Source organism: Breoghania sp., from assembly GCF_030066895.1.
GTDB lineage: Bacteria > Pseudomonadota > Alphaproteobacteria > Rhizobiales > Stappiaceae > Breoghania.
This window is the reverse complement of sequence record NZ_JASJAV010000020.1, coordinates 74562-91159: the sequence shown is the minus strand read 5'-3', so window position 1 is coordinate 91159 and position 16598 is coordinate 74562. Positions and strand designations below refer to the sequence as shown.

At 62.2% G+C, this 16598-nt stretch carries 13 protein-coding genes and 6 pseudogenes; 16 read left to right on the top strand and 3 right to left on the bottom strand.

Annotated features, from left to right (window positions below):
• Positions 1 to 234 precede the first annotated feature (234 nt).
• Both QNJ43_RS19735 and QNJ43_RS19730 read right to left on the bottom strand, forming a co-directional pair.
• Positions 235 to 1572, bottom strand: a pseudogene (locus QNJ43_RS19735) (6-hydroxynicotinate reductase); the annotation flags it as partial.
• A 129-nt stretch (positions 1573 to 1701) separates the two neighbouring features.
• Complete coding sequence (locus QNJ43_RS19730) at positions 1702 to 2499, bottom strand: ferredoxin--NADP reductase (protein ID WP_300472375.1); 798 nt, start codon at positions 2497 to 2499, stop codon at positions 1702 to 1704.
• A gap of 221 nt (positions 2500 to 2720) precedes the next feature.
• Here QNJ43_RS19730 and QNJ43_RS27470 point away from each other — a divergent pair.
• The 8 genes and pseudogenes from QNJ43_RS27470 to QNJ43_RS19710 form a co-directional block, all read left to right on the top strand.
• Positions 2721 to 3128 (top strand): annotated as a pseudogene (locus QNJ43_RS27470) (FAD binding domain-containing protein); the annotation flags it as partial.
• 13 nt (positions 3129 to 3141) lie between these two features.
• The gene (locus QNJ43_RS27465) at positions 3142 to 3573 is read left to right on the top strand and encodes a hypothetical protein (protein WP_346433055.1); all 432 of its coding nucleotides are present in this window, start codon (positions 3142 to 3144) and stop codon (positions 3571 to 3573) included.
• Position 3574: 1 nt separating this feature from the next.
• Positions 3575 to 4126: a 2Fe-2S iron-sulfur cluster-binding protein gene (locus tag QNJ43_RS27460; RefSeq protein ID WP_346433054.1), complete on the top strand. Its 552-nt coding sequence runs from the start codon at positions 3575 to 3577 to the stop codon at positions 4124 to 4126.
• Positions 4127 to 4147: 21 nt separating this feature from the next.
• Positions 4148 to 5260, top strand: a complete 1113-nt coding sequence (locus QNJ43_RS27455) for a xanthine dehydrogenase family protein (protein ID WP_346433053.1) — start codon at positions 4148 to 4150, stop codon at positions 5258 to 5260.
• On the top strand, positions 5257 to 5547 hold the full coding sequence (locus QNJ43_RS27450) for a hypothetical protein (protein WP_346433052.1): 291 nt from the start codon (positions 5257 to 5259) through the stop codon (positions 5545 to 5547). Before QNJ43_RS27455 ends, QNJ43_RS27450 begins: the two co-directional genes overlap by 4 nt.
• A gap of 87 nt (positions 5548 to 5634) precedes the next feature.
• A pseudogene (locus QNJ43_RS27445) lies at positions 5635 to 6373 on the top strand (molybdopterin cofactor-binding domain-containing protein).
• Positions 6374 to 6402: 29 nt separating this feature from the next.
• Positions 6403 to 8480, top strand: a pseudogene (locus tag QNJ43_RS19715) (hydantoinase/oxoprolinase family protein).
• Positions 8477 to 10268 (top strand): annotated as a pseudogene (locus QNJ43_RS19710) (hydantoinase B/oxoprolinase family protein). Before QNJ43_RS19715 ends, QNJ43_RS19710 begins: the two co-directional pseudogenes overlap by 4 nt.
• On the opposite strand, the gene QNJ43_RS19705 reads toward QNJ43_RS19710, so the two are convergent.
• Positions 10225 to 10812 carry a MurR/RpiR family transcriptional regulator gene (locus QNJ43_RS19705; RefSeq protein ID WP_300472290.1) on the bottom strand — a complete coding sequence of 196 codons (588 nt, stop codon included), beginning with the start codon at positions 10810 to 10812 and terminating at the stop codon, positions 10225 to 10227. The pseudogene QNJ43_RS19710 and the gene QNJ43_RS19705 sit on opposite strands and share 44 nt — an antisense overlap.
• A 447-nt stretch (positions 10813 to 11259) precedes the next feature.
• On the opposite strand from QNJ43_RS19705, the gene QNJ43_RS19700 reads away from it, so the two are divergent.
• The 8 genes and pseudogenes from QNJ43_RS19700 to QNJ43_RS19670 all read left to right on the top strand — a co-directional run bounded on the left by QNJ43_RS19700 (position 11260) and on the right by QNJ43_RS19670 (position 16484).
• Positions 11260 to 12225, top strand: coding sequence for a TAXI family TRAP transporter solute-binding subunit (locus tag QNJ43_RS19700; RefSeq protein ID WP_300472288.1), 966 nt, complete (start codon positions 11260 to 11262; stop codon positions 12223 to 12225).
• Between the two features lie 176 nt (positions 12226 to 12401).
• A complete protein-coding gene (locus QNJ43_RS19695) occupies positions 12402 to 12974 on the top strand; it encodes a TRAP transporter large permease subunit (protein WP_300472286.1) in 573 nt (190 codons plus the stop codon).
• The gene (locus QNJ43_RS19690; RefSeq protein ID WP_346433051.1) at positions 12949 to 13584 is read left to right on the top strand and encodes a TRAP transporter large permease subunit; all 636 of its coding nucleotides are present in this window, start codon (positions 12949 to 12951) and stop codon (positions 13582 to 13584) included. Before QNJ43_RS19695 ends, QNJ43_RS19690 begins: the two co-directional genes overlap by 26 nt.
• Positions 13585 to 13635: 51 nt before the next feature.
• The gene (locus QNJ43_RS27440; protein ID WP_346433050.1) at positions 13636 to 13896 is read left to right on the top strand and encodes a TRAP transporter large permease subunit; all 261 of its coding nucleotides are present in this window, start codon (positions 13636 to 13638) and stop codon (positions 13894 to 13896) included.
• A complete protein-coding gene (locus QNJ43_RS19685; RefSeq protein ID WP_300472284.1) occupies positions 13880 to 14698 on the top strand; it encodes a DUF3394 domain-containing protein in 819 nt (272 codons plus the stop codon). Before QNJ43_RS27440 ends, QNJ43_RS19685 begins: the two co-directional genes overlap by 17 nt.
• The gene (locus tag QNJ43_RS19680) at positions 14695 to 14883 is read left to right on the top strand and encodes a universal stress protein (RefSeq protein ID WP_300472282.1); all 189 of its coding nucleotides are present in this window, start codon (positions 14695 to 14697) and stop codon (positions 14881 to 14883) included. The genes QNJ43_RS19685 and QNJ43_RS19680 overlap by 4 nt, the downstream gene beginning before the upstream one ends.
• 16 nt (positions 14884 to 14899) lie before the next feature.
• Positions 14900 to 15142, top strand: coding sequence for a universal stress protein (locus QNJ43_RS19675; protein WP_300472280.1), 243 nt, complete (start codon positions 14900 to 14902; stop codon positions 15140 to 15142).
• 29 nt (positions 15143 to 15171) lie between these two features.
• Positions 15172 to 16484: pseudogene (locus tag QNJ43_RS19670) on the top strand (aspartate aminotransferase family protein).
• The last annotated feature ends 114 nt before the right edge of the window (positions 16485 to 16598 follow it).

Sequence of the window (16598 nt, the reverse complement as noted above, 5' to 3'; positions counted from 1 at the left end):
GACGAGATCATCGAGAACCGTTTCGAACGCATCGCGCGCCTGGATATAGGCGTGGGTGACCTCCTCGCGCGGGCCTTTGGCCTCCAGGACAAGGTCTATGGGGCCATGTTGCAGGTGTAGTTGTCGGGGTCCGTCGGCGAGGGATTGTCGCCGGAGCGCGTCACCCCCGCTCCGTCCTTTCAGGACATGGTCGCCCTGGCGTCTGGTCTTGCCTTCCAGGGCCTCCGATATGGGCATAACGTAATCCATGTGTCCGCCGAGCGCCGGGGTGGGCACGTAGCCGAAGGCGTTTTTCGGCAGGCGGGTGACGTCCACCATGAAGGTGATGCCGCCGCCCGGCCAGATGAAGACGGGGGCTCCGCCCGACGAGACATAGGTCAGTGCGTTTTGCACCGAGCGGGTGAGGTCGACCGAGTGTTCTGTGACGCCGGAGCGCAGCGATCCGCCCGCACCCGCCATGAAGAGGACGGAGGTGAGGGCCGGCTCGCAGTTCTCCTCGATGCGTTGCACGGAGGGCAGGAGCCGCTCCGGCATGTCGTGTTCCACGGGCACGAGATTTTCATCGAGCTCGAAATAGGCCGCGTGCTCGCCGTTGGTGGAGACCATCAGCAGGGACAGGCCGGGCTTCGCGGTCTTGGGATCGAAGGCGCCGATGATTTTGAGCGGGTCGGTCAGGTCCGTTTCGCCTCAGCCCGTGCCGGGTTCTGTGACCTGGAAATAGCGGCCCGGCGTGGAGCGGCGACCGTTGATCTTGATGCCGGTCGGCTGCCAACCGATCACCTTGCCCACCTAATGTTCCGACATGACGCCGGTGATGTGATCGTCGACCACGATGACATCGTCCACCAGACCTTTCCATTGGGCCGCGAACATGCCGACGGTGGCTGAGCTGCAGCCGACCCGCATGCGCTCCTCGAGCGCGCCGTTGATGACGAGCGGCTTTCCTGCCTGCACGGTGAGTTCCGCGCCGCCGTCGATGGTGAGATTGGCCGCCTCGCCGTTGCACAAGCTGAGCATGGTGGCGCGGGTGACGCGGCCTTCCTTCTTGGTGCCGCCGGTCAGGTGGTGAACGCCGCCGAGCGCCAGTATCTGGCTGCCGTATTCGGAGGTGGTGACATGGCCGATCACTTCACCGTCGGCGCGCACGGGCGCGCATTCGTTGTCCAGATGCCGGTCGGTGTCGATCTTCAGCTTCACGCCGCAATAGCTGAAAATGCCCTCGGTCACGACGGTGACCATGTCGACGCCGTCGGTCTCGGAGGCGACGATGAAGGGGGCGGGCTTGTAGTCAGGATAGGTGGTGCCCGCGCCGATGGCGTTGACGAAGGTCTCCGGTCCGGGCAGGATCTCGCCCTCCCACTCGCGTTCCAGGAAGGGGACAATTTCTCCGCCGTTCTCGGCCGCGTTTTCCAGGATCTTCAGCGGGTTGAGGCGGACGAGCTTGCCGTCCTCGTTGGTATAGCGGTCGCAGGCGCCGGAGCGACCGGCGGCGATGTAGCACATGGCCGGGCAGGCGTCGCAGCGGATCTTTTCCGGCTTGGCGTTGGCTACAGTCACTAGTCGCCCCTTCATTCGTTAGTATGCAAACATGTTTTGGAAAAATTCGTCAACGGGATTTGCGTAGCGGAATCGCTGATTTGCTGAGCAGAGATGCCAAAAATCGCGTCACTTGACGGTATTCGAGACGATATAGCCGCTTCTTCAGTCGACGAATGCGCGTTCGACCACGAACTGTGCGGGCTTGTTGTTGGCCCCTTCCTCCAGACCGTGGCTTAGGCACAGGTCTTTGGTGTCTTTCAGCATGGCCATGGAGCCGCAGATCATGGCGCGATCCTCCTCCGGTCCCATGCGCGGAAAGCCGAGATCCTCAAACCGTTTGCCGGAGGTGATCAGGTCGGTGATGCAGCCCTGGCGCTTGAACGGTTCGCGGGTCACGGTGGGATAGTGGAGGCGGCGGCCTTCGACGAGCTCGCCGATCAGAGGATCTTCCCGAAGTGCCGCGACCAGGTCCTGCCCGTATTTCAGTTCGTCGACAAAACGGCAGCCGTGGGTGAGGATAACGGTGTCGAACTTTTCGTAGGTCTCGGGATTGCGGATGAGGCTGGCAAAGGGCGCGATGCCGGTGGAGAACATCCAAAGACGTTTGCCCGGTGTCAGGGCGTCGTTCACCAGCGTTCCCGTGGGTTTCTTGCGCATTCGGAGCGTGTTACCGACGCGGATTTTCTGCAGATGCTCGGTCAGGGGACCGTCGGGCACCTTGATGGAGAAGAATTCAAGCTCCTCGTCCCAGGTCGGACTTGCGACGGAATAGGCACGGAAGACGGAGCGTTCGGCGTTGGGGAGGCCGTTCATCACGAACTCGCCGAAGCGAAAGCGCAGCGCCTGCGGCCGGGCCACCCGGAAGCGGAACAGCCGGTCGGTATAGTGCTGCACCTCGCGCACGGTCAGTGCGTAGCAGCCCGCCAGAACGGCGAAGGGGGAGGGCTTGCCTTCAAGAATGGGGGGGCGTCGCTTGCAAGAGTATCGGACATCTGTCGCTCCGGGCCTCGAGGTCGGGATTGGCGGATCGGGAATTTTCCGTTAGGGTCGATTATCGTTAGTATACAAATTAAAAAGCAAGCCTTGCAAACAAAAAAGCATGCTGAAAATTTGCGCAGCGGTGCCTCCGGGCTAAGCTTGACAGTCGCCGATCCTTGCGAATCTACTTTGTTAGTATACAAATGATTGTGTTGAGGGAGACAATGCAGTTCCACTGGCCAGAGACGCTAGAGAATGCCTTGAACCTGATCGCGGTTGAGCCTGCCCGAATTCTGGCTGGCGGAACCGATTTCTTTCCGGCACTGGGCGGCATGACCTCCCGCGATACGATCGTGTATCTTAGCCGGATCGGAGAACTCTCAGGCATTTCCGTTCACGACGAAACATGGCGCTTCGGCGCGATGACGACCTGGTCGACGATTGCGCGGGCCGAACTGCCGTCGCAATTCGACGCTCTGCGTCAGGCGGCACGTGAGGTCGGCTCCATCCAGATCCAGAATGCGGGCACGATCGCGGGCAATCTGTGCAACGCCTCGCCGGCCGCTGACGGTGTGCCGCCTCTGCTCTCCCTCGATGCGCAAGTCGAGGTCTCCGGACACTCGGATGTTCGCGTCATTCCTCTCTCCTCCTTACATCACGGGCGTGCGCGCCACGGCTCTGGAGCCGGGCGAAATCGTCACCGCGATCTTCGTGCGGGAGCGGGAGGGACGGTGCTCGGCATTCCTGAAGCTCGGGGCGCGGCGCTATCTGGTGATCTCGATTGCGATGGTCGCCGTGTCGCTGGATCTCGATGCGGACGGCCTGATCGCGGATCCGGCGATTGCGGTCGGAGCCTGCTCGGCGGTTGCGACCCGGTTGCCGGAGTTCGTCGGGCTGCGGCCGGACACGGCCGCGCTGAAAACAACGCTGAGTGAAGGGGCTCTCGCTCCGCTGACACCTATCGATGATGTGCGTGCGCGGGCGGCCTACAGGCGGCATGCGGCGCGCGAACTGATCTGCCGAACGATCGTCGCCGCGGCTAAGGGAGGGGCATGACATGGCTCTTGTGGATGTGGAGGCGCCTGTCGGCGTTTCATTTCTCCTGAACGGAAGGCCTGTTCATCTGGACACCTCGCCTGCGGAACGGCTGTCCCATGCGCTGTGCGAACACGGCGGGACGAAGGACGTCAAGGTCGGCTGCGATGCGGGCGATTGCGATGCCTGCACGGTACTGATTGACGGGGTTGCAGTGTGTTCGTGCACGACCGCGCTCGGTCAGGTCGAGGACGCAACAGTCGAGACGCAGGCCGATTTTGTGGCGAACGACCCTCAGGCCCGCCAGCTTGCCTATGCCTTCCAGCGTCATCAGGCGGCGCAATGCGGGATCTGTACGCCGGGCATGATGGTTTCCGCCGTGGCCTTGCTGCGCGAAAATCCGGCACCCGAGGAAGTCGAGGTCCGCGATGCGCTCGGCGGTGTGCTGTGCCGGTGCACGGGCTATCGCAAGATCATCGATGCGGTGATGGATGCGGGCCACACCGGTGCCGACATGAGGCCCGATGTGGCACCCGGCGGCGTCGGTACGGCCAAGGCGCGCATCGATGGATGACCGAAGGTTTCCGGCTCGGAAGTGTTTGGCGACGACGCCGCACCGGCCGATGCGTTGGCGGTGAAGGTCATTCGCAGCCCGCATCATCGCGCGGCCTTCGAATTCGGCGATCTTGAGAGCTATAAGTGCGCGAACGGCCTCGATCTGGTGCTGAGCGCGGCCGATGTGCCCGGTGAGAATTGTTTCGGCGTCATCCCCGGCTTCGAGGATCAGCCGATGTTCGCGGACGGCGAGGCCCGCTTCAAGGGCGAGGCGGTTGCTGCGATTGTCGGCCCGGTCGATATCGTCAAGGCGCTCGATCTTTCCGCATTCCCGGTGACCTTCACCCCACTCAAGGCGGCGCTTGTGCCGGATGAGGCAACGGAAATCGAGGATCTGCATGAGAGCCGCGCTGACAACGTGATGTGTCGCGGCTTCGTCAAGCACGGCGATCCGGATGCGGCCATGCCGGGGGCTGCCGTCATCGTCGAAGGGCATTTCTCGACCGGCTTTGTCGAGCACGGCTATATTGAGCCGGAGGCTGGCTATGCCGTGCGGCGTGGGGATCGGTTGGAATTTCATTGCTGCACTCAAACCCCCTTCATGAACCGAGTCGGGCTTTCCGAATTTCTGGGGCTGTCGCCCGACGCGATCCGGGTGGTGCCGACGGCGGTCGGCGGCGGGTTCGGCTCCAAGCTCGATCTCACCGCACAGTCCTATGCGGCGCTCGCCGCCTGGCTGATGAACCGGCCGGTACGCATCACCTATTCGCGCACCGAATCCATATCCTCGTCCACCAAGCGCCGTCCCTCCGACATCACCATGAAGATCGGGGCGGCGGCCGACGGCTCCATCGTCGCCGTCGATTTCGACGGAACGTTCAACACCGGGGCGGCCTATGCGAGCTGGGGGGCGACGGTTGCCAACTGCGTGCCGATCCATGCCTTTGGTCCTTATTGCACGCCCAATTACGTGGCTCGCAGCGTGGGCATGCATACCAATACTCCTCCCGCGGGAGCCTTCCGCCGCTTCGGCGTGCCGCAATCGACCCTTGCGCAGGAGCCGCTTTACGACGATCTCGCCCGCGCATTCGGCATGGACCGGCTGGAATTCTGCCGCAAGAACGCGTTTCGTAACGGCGCGATCCGACCGTGACCGGTCAGGTCTTCAACGAGGGCATGGGTATCATCGATTGTTTCGATGCGCTGGAGCCGCACTGGAAGCGGGCTCTAGCGGACGCCGAAGTCTTCAACAAGGAAACGGACGGGCCGATCCGGCGCGGCGTCGGCATTGCGGGCGGTTGGTACGGTTGCGGCAATACCTCCATATCCAATCCGTCGACGATCGGCGCAGGCGTCACGCGGGCGGGCAAGATCATATTGCAATCAGGGCGCGACCGCTCTCGGGCTGCCGATCGAGGCGATTTCGATTGTCGGGCCTGATACGGACGTGACGCCGGATGCGGGCAAGAAGTCCGCAGCCGTCAGATCTTCATTTCCGGCAATGCAGCCCGGCTGTGCGGCGAGGCGTTGCGGGCCCGGATCCTTCGGTTCGGCAATGTCTCCGACGATGCGGAGCTGGCGATTGCAGGCGCGACCATTGTTGCACGTGATGCGGCGGGCGAGCGGATCATCGATCTCACCTCGCGTCACCCGGATAATGCGACTTATGTGCTGGAAGCGGTGGAGAGCTACGATCCGCCGACCTCTCCGCTCGATGAAAACGGGCAGGGCGATCCTTACGCGGTCTTCGGCACCACGGTGCATGTCACCGAGCTTGAGGTCGACATGGAGCTTGGCACCGTGAAGCTTCTGAAGATCACCGCTGCGCACGATGTTGGCCAGGCGATCAATCCGCTGCTGGTTGAAGGTCGTGCATGGCGGGGTCGCGCAAGCGATTGGGCTGGCCCTGATGGAAGAGTTCCTCCCCGGGCGAACGGAGAACCTGCACGACTATCTGATCCCGACAATCGGCGACGTGCCGCCCATCGACGTGCTCATTCTGGAGACGGGCGACGAGCACGGGCCTTACGGGGCAAAAGGGGCTCGGCGAACATTGCCTGATCCCGACTGTGTTCTCGATCCTCAATGTCATAACGGATGCCTGGGGGGCGCGGGTTTGCAATCTGCCAGCCACGCCCGACAAGGTTTTCGAAGCCATCCGCGCCAAAGCCTCCGTGGCCTGAGCCGACCGGTTCATGCCGCCGGGCGCGATCTCTCGTGCCCGGCATCGATTTCCCAACCATCAACGAGAAGACCCGATACATGAGCGTGTCCTCCCTGGCCGCCCCTTCGCAAATGTCCGAGAACGTCTCCTCCGCAGGGCCCTCTCTCGTGGTAGGCGTTGATGTCGGCGGCACCTTCACCGATCTCGTCCTGTTCGATGCTGGCGCGCGGGCGGGGCGTCTCGCCAAGACGCCGACGACGCTCGACAATCAGGCCTTCGGCGTTCTCAACGCGCTGCATTCGACCGATGCGGATCTCGTCGCGCTCGATCTGATCGTCCATGGCACGACCACAACGACGAACGCGGTTCTGGAGCGCAATCTCTGCAAGACCGGGCTCATCACCACGGCCGGGTTCCGCGACGTGCTAGAGTTGGGGCGCCGCACCCGTCCCAACGCCTACGGCATGAAGGGTCATTTCGTGCCCATCATCCCGCGCGATCTGCGGCTTGAAGTGCCCGAGCGTTTCGATGCCGACGGCAACGAACTGGTGCCGCTCGACGAGGATGCCCTGCGTTCCGCTTTGAAGGATCTGATCGACAAGGGCTGCGAGGCGCTGGTCATCCATTTCCTTCATTCCTACGCCAACTCCGCGCATGAGATCCGCGCAGGCGAGATCGCGGCGGAGATCTGGCCGAACGAGAACATCACACTCGGCCATGCGTTGTTGTCGGAAAGCCGGGAATTCGAGCGCGGGGTGACAGCGGCGATCAATGCCTCCGTCCAGCCGCTACTGCGCCGTTATGTTGAGCGGCTCGCCGATCAACTGGCGCAGGAAGGCTATCGTCATGACGTGCTGGTGATGAACGGCAACGGCGGCATGGTGTCGGCGCGCCGGGTGGCGATCGAGGCGGTAAAGACCGTGATGTCGGAACCAGCCTCCGGTGTCATGGCAGCGGCAACAACCGGGCGCCGGGCCGGCATCACCAATCTGCTCACCTATGACATGGGCGGCATCTCGACCGACGTCGCACTCATCCGCAATGCGGAACCTGCTATCTCCAATGAGATCGAATACGCCATGTCGATCCACGTGCCGATGGTGGACGTGCGTACGGTGGGGGCGGGCAGCGGCTCGATTGCGCGGGTGACGGAGGCCGGATTGCTGCAGGTCGGGCCGGAAAGCGCGGGATCGACGCCGGGGCCGATCTGCTACGGGCGCGGCGGTAAGCGGCCGACGATTTCGGATGCCAATCTGTTGCTCGGGCGGATGAACCCAGAAAAGCTCAATTCCGTTTTCGGCACCGTATCGCTTGCCGATATCGAGGCGGCTTTTGCGGACCAGCTCGGGCGTCCGTTGGGTGTCGATGCGATCGAGACGGCTGCTGCCGTCCTCAGGATCGCCAACACGCGCATGGCGGATGCGGTGCGGATGGTGTCCGTCAGCCTCGGTGAGGATCCTCGCGACTTCGCGCTCTTTGCCTTTGGCGGTGCTGGCCCGCTGCATGCAACCGCGATTGCGCGCGAACTCGGCGTGCCGCGCGTTCTCGTGCCTGCGCGTCCCGGCATCACCAATGCGCTTGGCTGCGTAGTGGCCGATCTCCGGCACGACTTCGTCAACACGGTCAACAAGCCGCTTGAAGTGCTCGATATCAATGCCGTGCATGCGCTTTTCGATCAGCAGTCGGCGGAAGGCCGCGCACTGATCGAAAAGGAGAACGTGCGCATCGAGGACGTGAAGGAACTCGTCTCCGTCGATATGCAGTTCATCGGTCAGACCCACCTACTGCGCGTGCCGCTTGAGAGCGCGCGGCCGAGCGTGGATGATCTGCAGCGGCTCTTCGAGGAAGCCTATTTCAACCGCTTCCATGTGGAACTGCCGGAAATCAAGGCGAGCCTCGTCAATGTCAACACCTCCGTCATCGGCCGTCGCGAGGAGATCGACCTGTCTCTGCTGATCGACCCTGCGGGGCGCAAGGCATCCTTGACGGAGGCAAAAACGGGCACGCGCAAGGTTGGTTTGCCGGCTTTGAGGAGACGCCCGTCTACTGGCGCGATTACCTGCCGTTCGATGCGGAAATCGAGGGGCCTGCCATCGTGGAACGGATGGATACGACCATCGTCATCGAGCCCGGCGACACGGCGCGCCAGGACGCAGACGGCAACATCATCATCACGCTGGCCGAGACCTCGTGGGGAGAGGACGCATGAGCATAGATCCGATTACGCTTTCGGTCATCCAGTCTGGCCTTCAACAGGTCTGCGACGAGATGGATCTGAGCTTTTCGCGCGCCGTCTTCTCACCGGTCATCGCGGAGGCGAACGATCGATCCGACGGCATCTATTCGGCTGTCGATGGTTCCCTGATCGCGCAAGGGGCGGGCGGTCTGCCGGTCTTCGTCGGCACGATGCAATATTCCACGAAGATGCTGATCGAGATGATTGTGGCAGGAACCGTGGCCGCACCGGAGCCCGGCGACATCTACATCGTCAATGACCCCTAATCTTGGCGGCACGCATCTGATGGACGCGCGCTTCGCCATGCCGTTCTATCGAAACGGCGAGATATTTTGCTGGCTATCCAATACGGGACGACACTGGCCGGATACCGGCGGCGCCGTGCCGGGCGGCTTTTCGGCGTCGGTTACCTCCGTCGAACAGGAGGGGCTTCGGCTTCCGCCGGTTCGGCTCTTCAAGAAGGGCGTGCTCGATCCGGAGATCTATTCGATCATCTGTTCCAACATCCGCGTCTCCGAACAGCGCATTGGCGATGTGAAAGCGCAGGCCGCCGCGCTTCTTGTCGGTCAGGAACGTCTGGGCCGCGTTCTCGATCGCTACGGAGACGATGTCGTCAAGGGGGCCATCGAGGAATTGCGGCGGCGTGCGGCCGATCAGATGCGCGCCAATGTCCGTCTCATTCCCGACGGCGTCTATCGGTCCGTCGCCTATGTGGACAGCGACGGCGTCGTGTATGAGCCTTTGGAAATCCGGCTCGCCATTACCGCCCGGGATGGCGAATTGAGTTTCGACTTCGCAGGCTCCTCCAAGCCCTGCATGGGGCCGATGAACTCTGTTCTGGCGACGACGCTTTCCTCCGTCTATCTCGCCATGCGCCACATCTTCCCCGATGTGCCGATTTCGGCCGGGGCTTTCGAGCCGTTGAAGGTGATCACGCCGGAAGGGACGTTTCTGGATGCCCATTATCCGCGCCCTGTTTCGGGCTGCGCGGCGGAAGTCAGCCAGCGGCTCGCGGAGGTTTCTTTGCGGCTCTGGTGGAGGCGCTGCCGGATCGCGTGACGGCGGCGGCGGCCGGAAGCTGGGGCAATTTCGCGCTCGGCGGCCATGATCCTGAGCGCAATCGCAGCTTCATCATGTACCAGATTTCCGGTGGTGGCTACGGCGATAACAGCGATCATGATGGGCTGTCGAACGGCTGCTCCACGATCGTGATCTCCAAGGCGCCGCCGGTTGAAATCATGGAGCAGCAGTTCCCCGTTCTTTATCACTGTTACGCTTTGCGCGAGGGCTCCGGCGGGGTCGGGCGGCATCGCGGCTAGTTCGGGCTCGATTACGAGGTGGAACTGAGGTGCGGCCACGCCACCGCGAGCTTCGTGATGGATCACGGCCGGTTTGGCCCGCAGGGCGCGCTGGGCGGAAAGGACGGGATGCCGAATTCGGTCACCGTCTATCAGGACGGCAAGGCGGTGGTGCCGGATCATCTTTCCAAGGTGCAGGATATCCCGATGAAGCCCGGCGATCGCGTGCGGGTCGGAAACTCCGGGCGGCGGTGATTACGGCGATCCGTTCGAACGCGATCCGGAGCAGGTCGCAGAGAATGTGCGGCTCGGGCGTTATACGTGGGACGAGGCGGGAAGGTTTTTTGGCGTCGGCCTGTGTGAAGACGGAACGGTTGAGGCGGCGGAGACGGCTCGTCTGCGCGGGGCGCAGGCGGGGGTCATGCGTGCGCGGATGCGTCGACGCTTAGCCCCGTTGAGGTGAGCTCCCCCTCGCTCGGCGGCTCCGTGGTGACATATCCGCCGAAACGCTTGATGCGTTCCTCGAAGTCCTGCACGCGCTGTTCGACTTCGGGGGCGCGCAGCACCATTTCGGCCAGAAGCAGCTCGATGATCGCAAAGGCGGGGGCGAGCGAGGGCACGAAATGCGGACCTTCCATCGGCAGCGGGACCACCTTCCAGGTGCCCCGGGTAATCGGCGAAACCATGCTGTCTGTCAGGGCGATGACGCGGGCCCCGCACTCGCGCGCGATCGACACCCCGCGCACCACTTCCCAGGAATAGTGCGCGTAGGTGATCGCTATAACCACGTCTTCCGGGCCTGCCTGCGAAAGTAGGTCCATGATGCCGCCCGGTTCGTCGGGTGAGTGGATGATGTTGGCAAATGCCATCGCGCCCACATAGGTGAAATAGTGGGCCAGCGAGAAGCAACTGTGCACGCCGATGCAGTAGACGCGCCGCGCCGCGGTCAGTTCCTCCGCACAGATGGCCAGCAATTCGTGCATCTCCGGCGAGAACACGGCCGCCATGTTTGTTTCGCTCGCTCTGTGAAAGGTCTGCCTGTTGTCGCTGTCGGGATGCTGGGCGCGCGCGCGGAATAGGGCACGATGCCCGCCCGCAACGCTGACTGGATATCGCCGCGAAATGCATCGTAGCCGGAATAGCTGAGCGTCTTGGCCAGCCGGACGGTTGAATTCTGGTTGACGGTCGCCGCACGCGCTGCGGATCGCAGCGAGCGGAAGGCGACCTCCTGATAATTGTCGAGAATCCATGCTGTAAATGTAGAGAGCTGGCGCGGGCCTGTTTCCACAATCTTACACAGATCTTTCCTCAGTTCTTCTGCGCTTCGTGTCGGTGCGTTCAAGTTGCCTCCCCCGGTTGAGCAAACAAACGGACTGCCGCACTGACAAAAATAATACGTCTGTTTCTATGGAGCTTTACTGATTTCTTACTGATAAACAAATACGGAGGTATCAATGAACCGACGTCAGGCGATTTTCGCAACAGTTCTGGCTTTCGCCGTTGCCGGTGGGGCACAGGCCGCTGACCAGAAATTCATCTCGATCGGCACAGGAGATGTCACCGGGGTGTACTACCCGATCGGCGGTGCGATTTGCCGGTTGGTCAACAAGGAACGCAAGACCCACGGCATCCGTTGTTCGGCGGAATCGACCGGCGGCTCCGTCTACAACATCAACACGGTGCGTGCGGGCGAACTGGAATTCGGCGTCGCCCAGTCCGACTGGCAGTATCATGCCTATCACGGCACCTTGAAATTCAAGGAACAGGGACCGTTCGAGAAGGAGCGCGCCGTCTTTTCCGTTCATCCGGAGCCGTTCACGCTGATCGTGCGCGCCGATTCCGGCATCGACGAGTTTGAGGGCCTCAAGGGCCACAAGGTGAACGTGGGCAATCCGGGCTCCGGTCAGCGCGCCACGATGGAAGTCGTCATGGATGCCTTCGGCATGAAGATGGACGATTTCTCGCTGGCGGCCGAACTCAAGGGCTCCGAAATGGCCCAGGCGCTTTGCGACGGCAAGATCGACACCATGATCTACATGATCGGGCATCCGGCCGCCGCCATCACCGAAGCCGCCACGACCTGTGATGTGAAGCTCGTTTCCGTCAAGGGCGCGCCGATCGACAAGCTCGTCGCCGACAACCCCTACTACCGCATCGCGACCATTCTCGGTGGCATGTACAAGGGCACCGACGAGGACGTCACCATCTTCGGCGTGGGCGCCACCTTCATCACGTCCGCCGATGTCCCCGATGATGTCGTCTACACGGTGGTCAAGGCCGTCTTCGACAACTTCGAGGATTTCAAGAAGCTGCACCCGGCATTTGCCAACCTGAAGGAAGCGGAAATGATCAAGGACTGCCTGTCCGCTCCGCTCTATCCCGGCGCCGAGAAGTACTACAAGGAACGCGGCTGGATATAATCCGGCGCTTTCCCTGACTTTATCGCCTCCCGTATCGATGCCGGTGCGGGAGGCATTTTCCTTGATCTGCAGCGTATTGGTGCGTGTTGAACGGCCGGATTTCACGTCGAGCGGGCAGGACTGCCTGAGCGACGGGGTCGTACATTCTTCTCAACGGGCTTCGGATGCGCGGTCGGGTGCCCTTGTACGATTGGGCGCTGGCTCTCGTGGCCGCTGCCTCGTGCCTCTATCTGCTGTATTTCAAGGAAGACATCGCAGGCCGCGCGGGGCTGCCGACGACCCTCGACCTCGTCTTTTCCTCGATCGGCATGCTGTCGCTCGCCATTGCTGTTTTCCGCGCGCTCAGCCTGGCGCTGGTCATCGTCGCCTCGATCTTCGTCTTCTATGTCTTCTTCGGCCATCTCTCCTTCATGCCCGAAGCGATCATGTGGAAGGGGGCGTCCTTCTCCAAGGCGATGTGGTATTTCTGGATGCAGACGGAGGGTGTCTTCGGCGTGGCGCTTGGCGTCTCGACCTCGATGATCTTTCTGTTCGTGCTGTTCGGTTCCTTGCTGGAGAAAGCGGGGGCGGGCAGCTATTTCATCAAGCTGGCCTTCGCGTTGCTCGGTCACCTGCGCGGCGACCCGGCCAAGGCGGCCGTTGTCGCCTCCGCACTGTCGGGGTTCTACTCCGGGTCTTCCATTGCCAATGTGGTGACCCACCGGCACGTTCACGATCCCGCTGATGGAGCGTACCGGCTTCAAGCCTGAAAAGGCGGGCGCGGTGGAGATGACCTCCTCCAGGAACGGTCAGTTGACCCCGCCCGTCATGGGCGCCGCGGCCTTCATGATTTCCGAATTTACCGGGATTTCCTATCCCGAACTGATCAAGCACGCTTTCCTGCCTGCGGTCATCTCCTATATCGCGCTGGTCTATACCGTTCATCTGGAAGCGTTGAAGCTGGGGCTGGAAGGGCTGCCGCGGCCGAGCCGGCTCGCCAATCTTCTGTTCGGCTTCCTCTTCGTCGCCGTCATCGCCATTGTCGTCTATTACGGGTTCGGCTGGATCAAGGTGGCGTTTCCCGGCATGGGAATGCTGAGCGCCTCGGTGTTGTTCCTCGTTGCTTATCTGGTGCTTCTGTCCTTGGCCGCACGTCATCCCGATCTCGAGCCGGACGATCCCAATGCACCGATCGATGTGTTGCCGCGGCCCTGGGGGGTCGCGATCACCGGCTTCCATTTCATCCTGCCCATCGTCATCCTGATATGGTGCATCCTGATCGAACGGCTGTCGCCGACGCTGTCGGCCTATTGGGCGACGGTGGCGATGATCTTCATCGTGCTGACCCAGCATCCGCTGAAGCGCTTCATGCGCGGTTAGGGCGCGTTCGCCGAAGGCTTCAAGCACGGATGGGGCGAGTTCGTCGAAGGCATGATTGCCGGTGCGCGCAACATGATCGGTATCGGTGTCGCAACCGGTGCTGCGGGCGTCATCGTTGGCACCGTGTCGCTCACCGGTCTGCATCAGGTGGTGGGCGAGTTCGTGGAGTTTTTGTCCGGCGGCAGCCTGATGGCGATGTTGCTGCTCGTTGCGGTCATGAGCCTGCTGCTCGGCATGGGGCTGCCGACCACGGCGAACTACATCGTGGTGTCCTCGTTGATGGTGCCGGTGATCCGTGTCCGTGGGCGCTAGTTTGGGACTGATCGTGCCGCTCGTCGCGGTTCATCTGTTCGTGTTCTATTTCGGCATTCTGGCAGATGACACGCCCCCTGTGGGACTGGCGGCCTTTGCAGCAGCCGCCATATCGGGCGGCGATCCGATCCGAACGGGTATCCAGAGCTTCACCTACGATATCCGCACCGCGCTTTTGCCGTTCCTGTTCCTGTTCAATACGGAACTGCTGCTGATCGACGTCATGCCCCTGAAGGCGGTCTTCGTCTTCGCCGTGGCGATGATGCTATTTGCCGCGGCAACTCAAGGGTATTTCCTGGCGCGCAGCCGGATCTGGGAATCCGCTGCCCTGTTGCTTATCGCCTTCACCCTGTTCCGGCCCGGCTTCTGGCTCGACTACGTGGAGCCGCCGTTCAACGATCTGCCGGGAACGCAACTGATCGAAATGGCGGGAGACGCCCCGGCGAACGGGGATGTCCGCTTCGTGATATCCGGGCCCGATTTCGATACGGGCAAGATCAATACACGAACCATCGTCGCGCAGCTCGGGGCGCCGGGTGACGGAGAGGAGCGTCTGAAACGCTCCGGCCTCGTGGTCATGGAAGACGATGGCAAGGCGGTTCTGGAGGAACCCTTCCCCGGCACGACCTTCTTCCAGATCCTTTCGGAATACGACTTCTACGGCGATACCCCGGTGGAGATTACGAAAGTTGAGACGGAAGCAGAAAGGATGCCGAAGGAAATTTTCTATATCCCGGCCCTGGTGCTGCTGACCTTTGTGGTCCTGATGCAGCGCAGGCGTCAGACCGTACCGGCATTTTGAGGAGAGGCCGAATATACAAGCGGATACTAGTTCCCATCGATCTTCAGGACAAGGCGTTTGCTGCTCAGGTTCTGGATGAGACGGCCTATATCGCAAAGGCCAGCGGTGCGGAACTCCACCTGTTCTCCGTGGTGCCGACCTACTCGATGGCGATCGTCGGGTCCTTCTTTCCCGAAGGATTATGAGGCCAAGGCGCTGGCTGTGGCGCGGGCCGCCATGTCCGAGTTCATGGCCGAGCACGAGGCTGCGAGCGAGGCGAAAGGGCATGTCGCCCACGGTACGATCTACGACGAGATCATGAAGGCAGCCGACAAGCTGGATTGCGACCTGATCCTCATGGGCTCGCACCGTCCGGAGCTGAAGGACTATCTGCTCGGGCCCAATGCTGTCCGGATCGTGCGCCACGCCAATCAATCCGTATTTGTGGTTCGCGCAACCGCGTGAGCCGATCCGACACCGGAACAGAACAAGAAATGACCGGACACATTTTCGGGCGCTCCGCGCGTCAGTCGCCGCCCCTCGCCGCAAAGGGTGAGGGTTGCTACATTTTCGATACGGCGGGAAAGCGCTATCTGAACGGATCCGGAGGCGCGGCGGTCTCTTGCCTGGAGCATTCCGATGCTGACGTGAGCGCCGCGATCCGCTAGACAACATCGCCTTCGCGCATACCGGTTTCTTCTCAAACCCGGCGGCCGAAGAACTGGCGGATCTGCTGATCGACCATGCCCCGGAGGGGATCGAGCGCGTCTATCTGGTTTCCGGCGGCCCTGAAGCGGTCGAGGCGGCGATCAAGCTCGCGCGGCAATATTTCGTGGAGATCGGGCCTCCGGATCGTCATCGCGTCATTGCCCGGCAACAGAGCTATCACGGTAATACGCTGGGGGCGCTGGCGGTGGGCGGCAATGCCTGGCGGCGCGCGAAATTCGCGCCGTTGCTGGTGGAAACCTCCCATGTTTCGCTGTGCTATGAGTATCGCGGCCGGGCGGAAGGGGAGACGTCGTTCGACTACGGTCAACGGGTTGCGGACGAGCTGGCCACCGAAATCGAGCGGCTCGGTCCGGAAACGGTCATGGCCTTCATCGCGGAGCCTTTGGTCGGCGTGACGCTCGGCGCCGTGTCTGCGGTCGAGGGATATTTCAAGCGCATCCGCGAGATCTGCGATCGCTATGGCGTGTTGCTGATCCTCGATGAGGTGATGTGCGGCATGGGGCGCACCGGTTCGTTCTTCGCCTGCGAGCAGGACGGCGTTGCCCCCGATATCGTGACCATCGCGAAAGGGCTGGGCGCTGGTTATCAGCCTATCGGAGCTATGTTGTGTTCCGCCCGGATCTTTGACGCGATTGCCGGCGGTTCCGGCTTCTTTCAGCACGAGCACACCTATATGGGCTATCCCATGGCGGCGGCTGCGCGTGCCGTCGTCAAGACGATCGATGAGCGCGGCCTCATCGCGCGCGTCAAGGCGCAGGGCGAGAAGCTCGATGCGGCTTTGCGCGATGCCTTCGCCCAGCATCCGCATGTGGGCGATATTCGTGGGCGTGGTCTTTTCCGCGGGGTCGAGCTTGTGTCGGATCGGGCGAGCAAGGAGCCGTTTGATCCGGAACTCGGAGTGGCGGCGCGCGTCAAGAAGGCGGCGTTTGCGGCCGGGCTGATCTGCTATCCGATGGGCGGCACGATCAACGGTCGGCGCGGCGATCACATCCTTCTCGCACCGCCCTTCATCATCTCCGACGATCAGATCGGCAAACTCGTCGACAAGCTCGGTACCGCGCTCGCCGATGTGGTGTGAGGCCAGGTTCTTCCTAGGAGGCAAAAGCGCCGGGATGCGGGCCCGCGTCCCGGCAGTCCGTGTCTGCGATTGCCTGCCTGCCGCGGGCTTGGTGGAGGGGATTGTTCGTATCGC

What these genes read in the sequence shown, in the direction of transcription:
- QNJ43_RS19700 (WP_300472288.1), top strand. Translation starts at nt 11,260, where the DNA reads ATGAACCGACGTCAGGCGATTTTCGCAACAGTTCTGGCTTTCGCCGTT.
- QNJ43_RS27460 (WP_346433054.1), top strand. Translation starts at nt 3,575, where the DNA reads ATGGCTCTTGTGGATGTGGAGGCGCCTGTCGGCGTTTCATTTCTCCTG.
- QNJ43_RS27465 (WP_346433055.1), top strand. Translation starts at nt 3,142, where the DNA reads ATGTTCGCGTCATTCCTCTCTCCTCCTTACATCACGGGCGTGCGCGCC.
- QNJ43_RS19705 (WP_300472290.1), bottom strand. Translation starts at nt 10,812, where the DNA reads ATGGCGGCCGTGTTCTCGCCGGAGATGCACGAATTGCTGGCCATCTGT.
- QNJ43_RS19690 (WP_346433051.1), top strand. Translation starts at nt 12,949, where the DNA reads ATGGAGCGTACCGGCTTCAAGCCTGAAAAGGCGGGCGCGGTGGAGATG.
- QNJ43_RS27440 (WP_346433050.1), top strand. Translation starts at nt 13,636, where the DNA reads ATGATTGCCGGTGCGCGCAACATGATCGGTATCGGTGTCGCAACCGGT.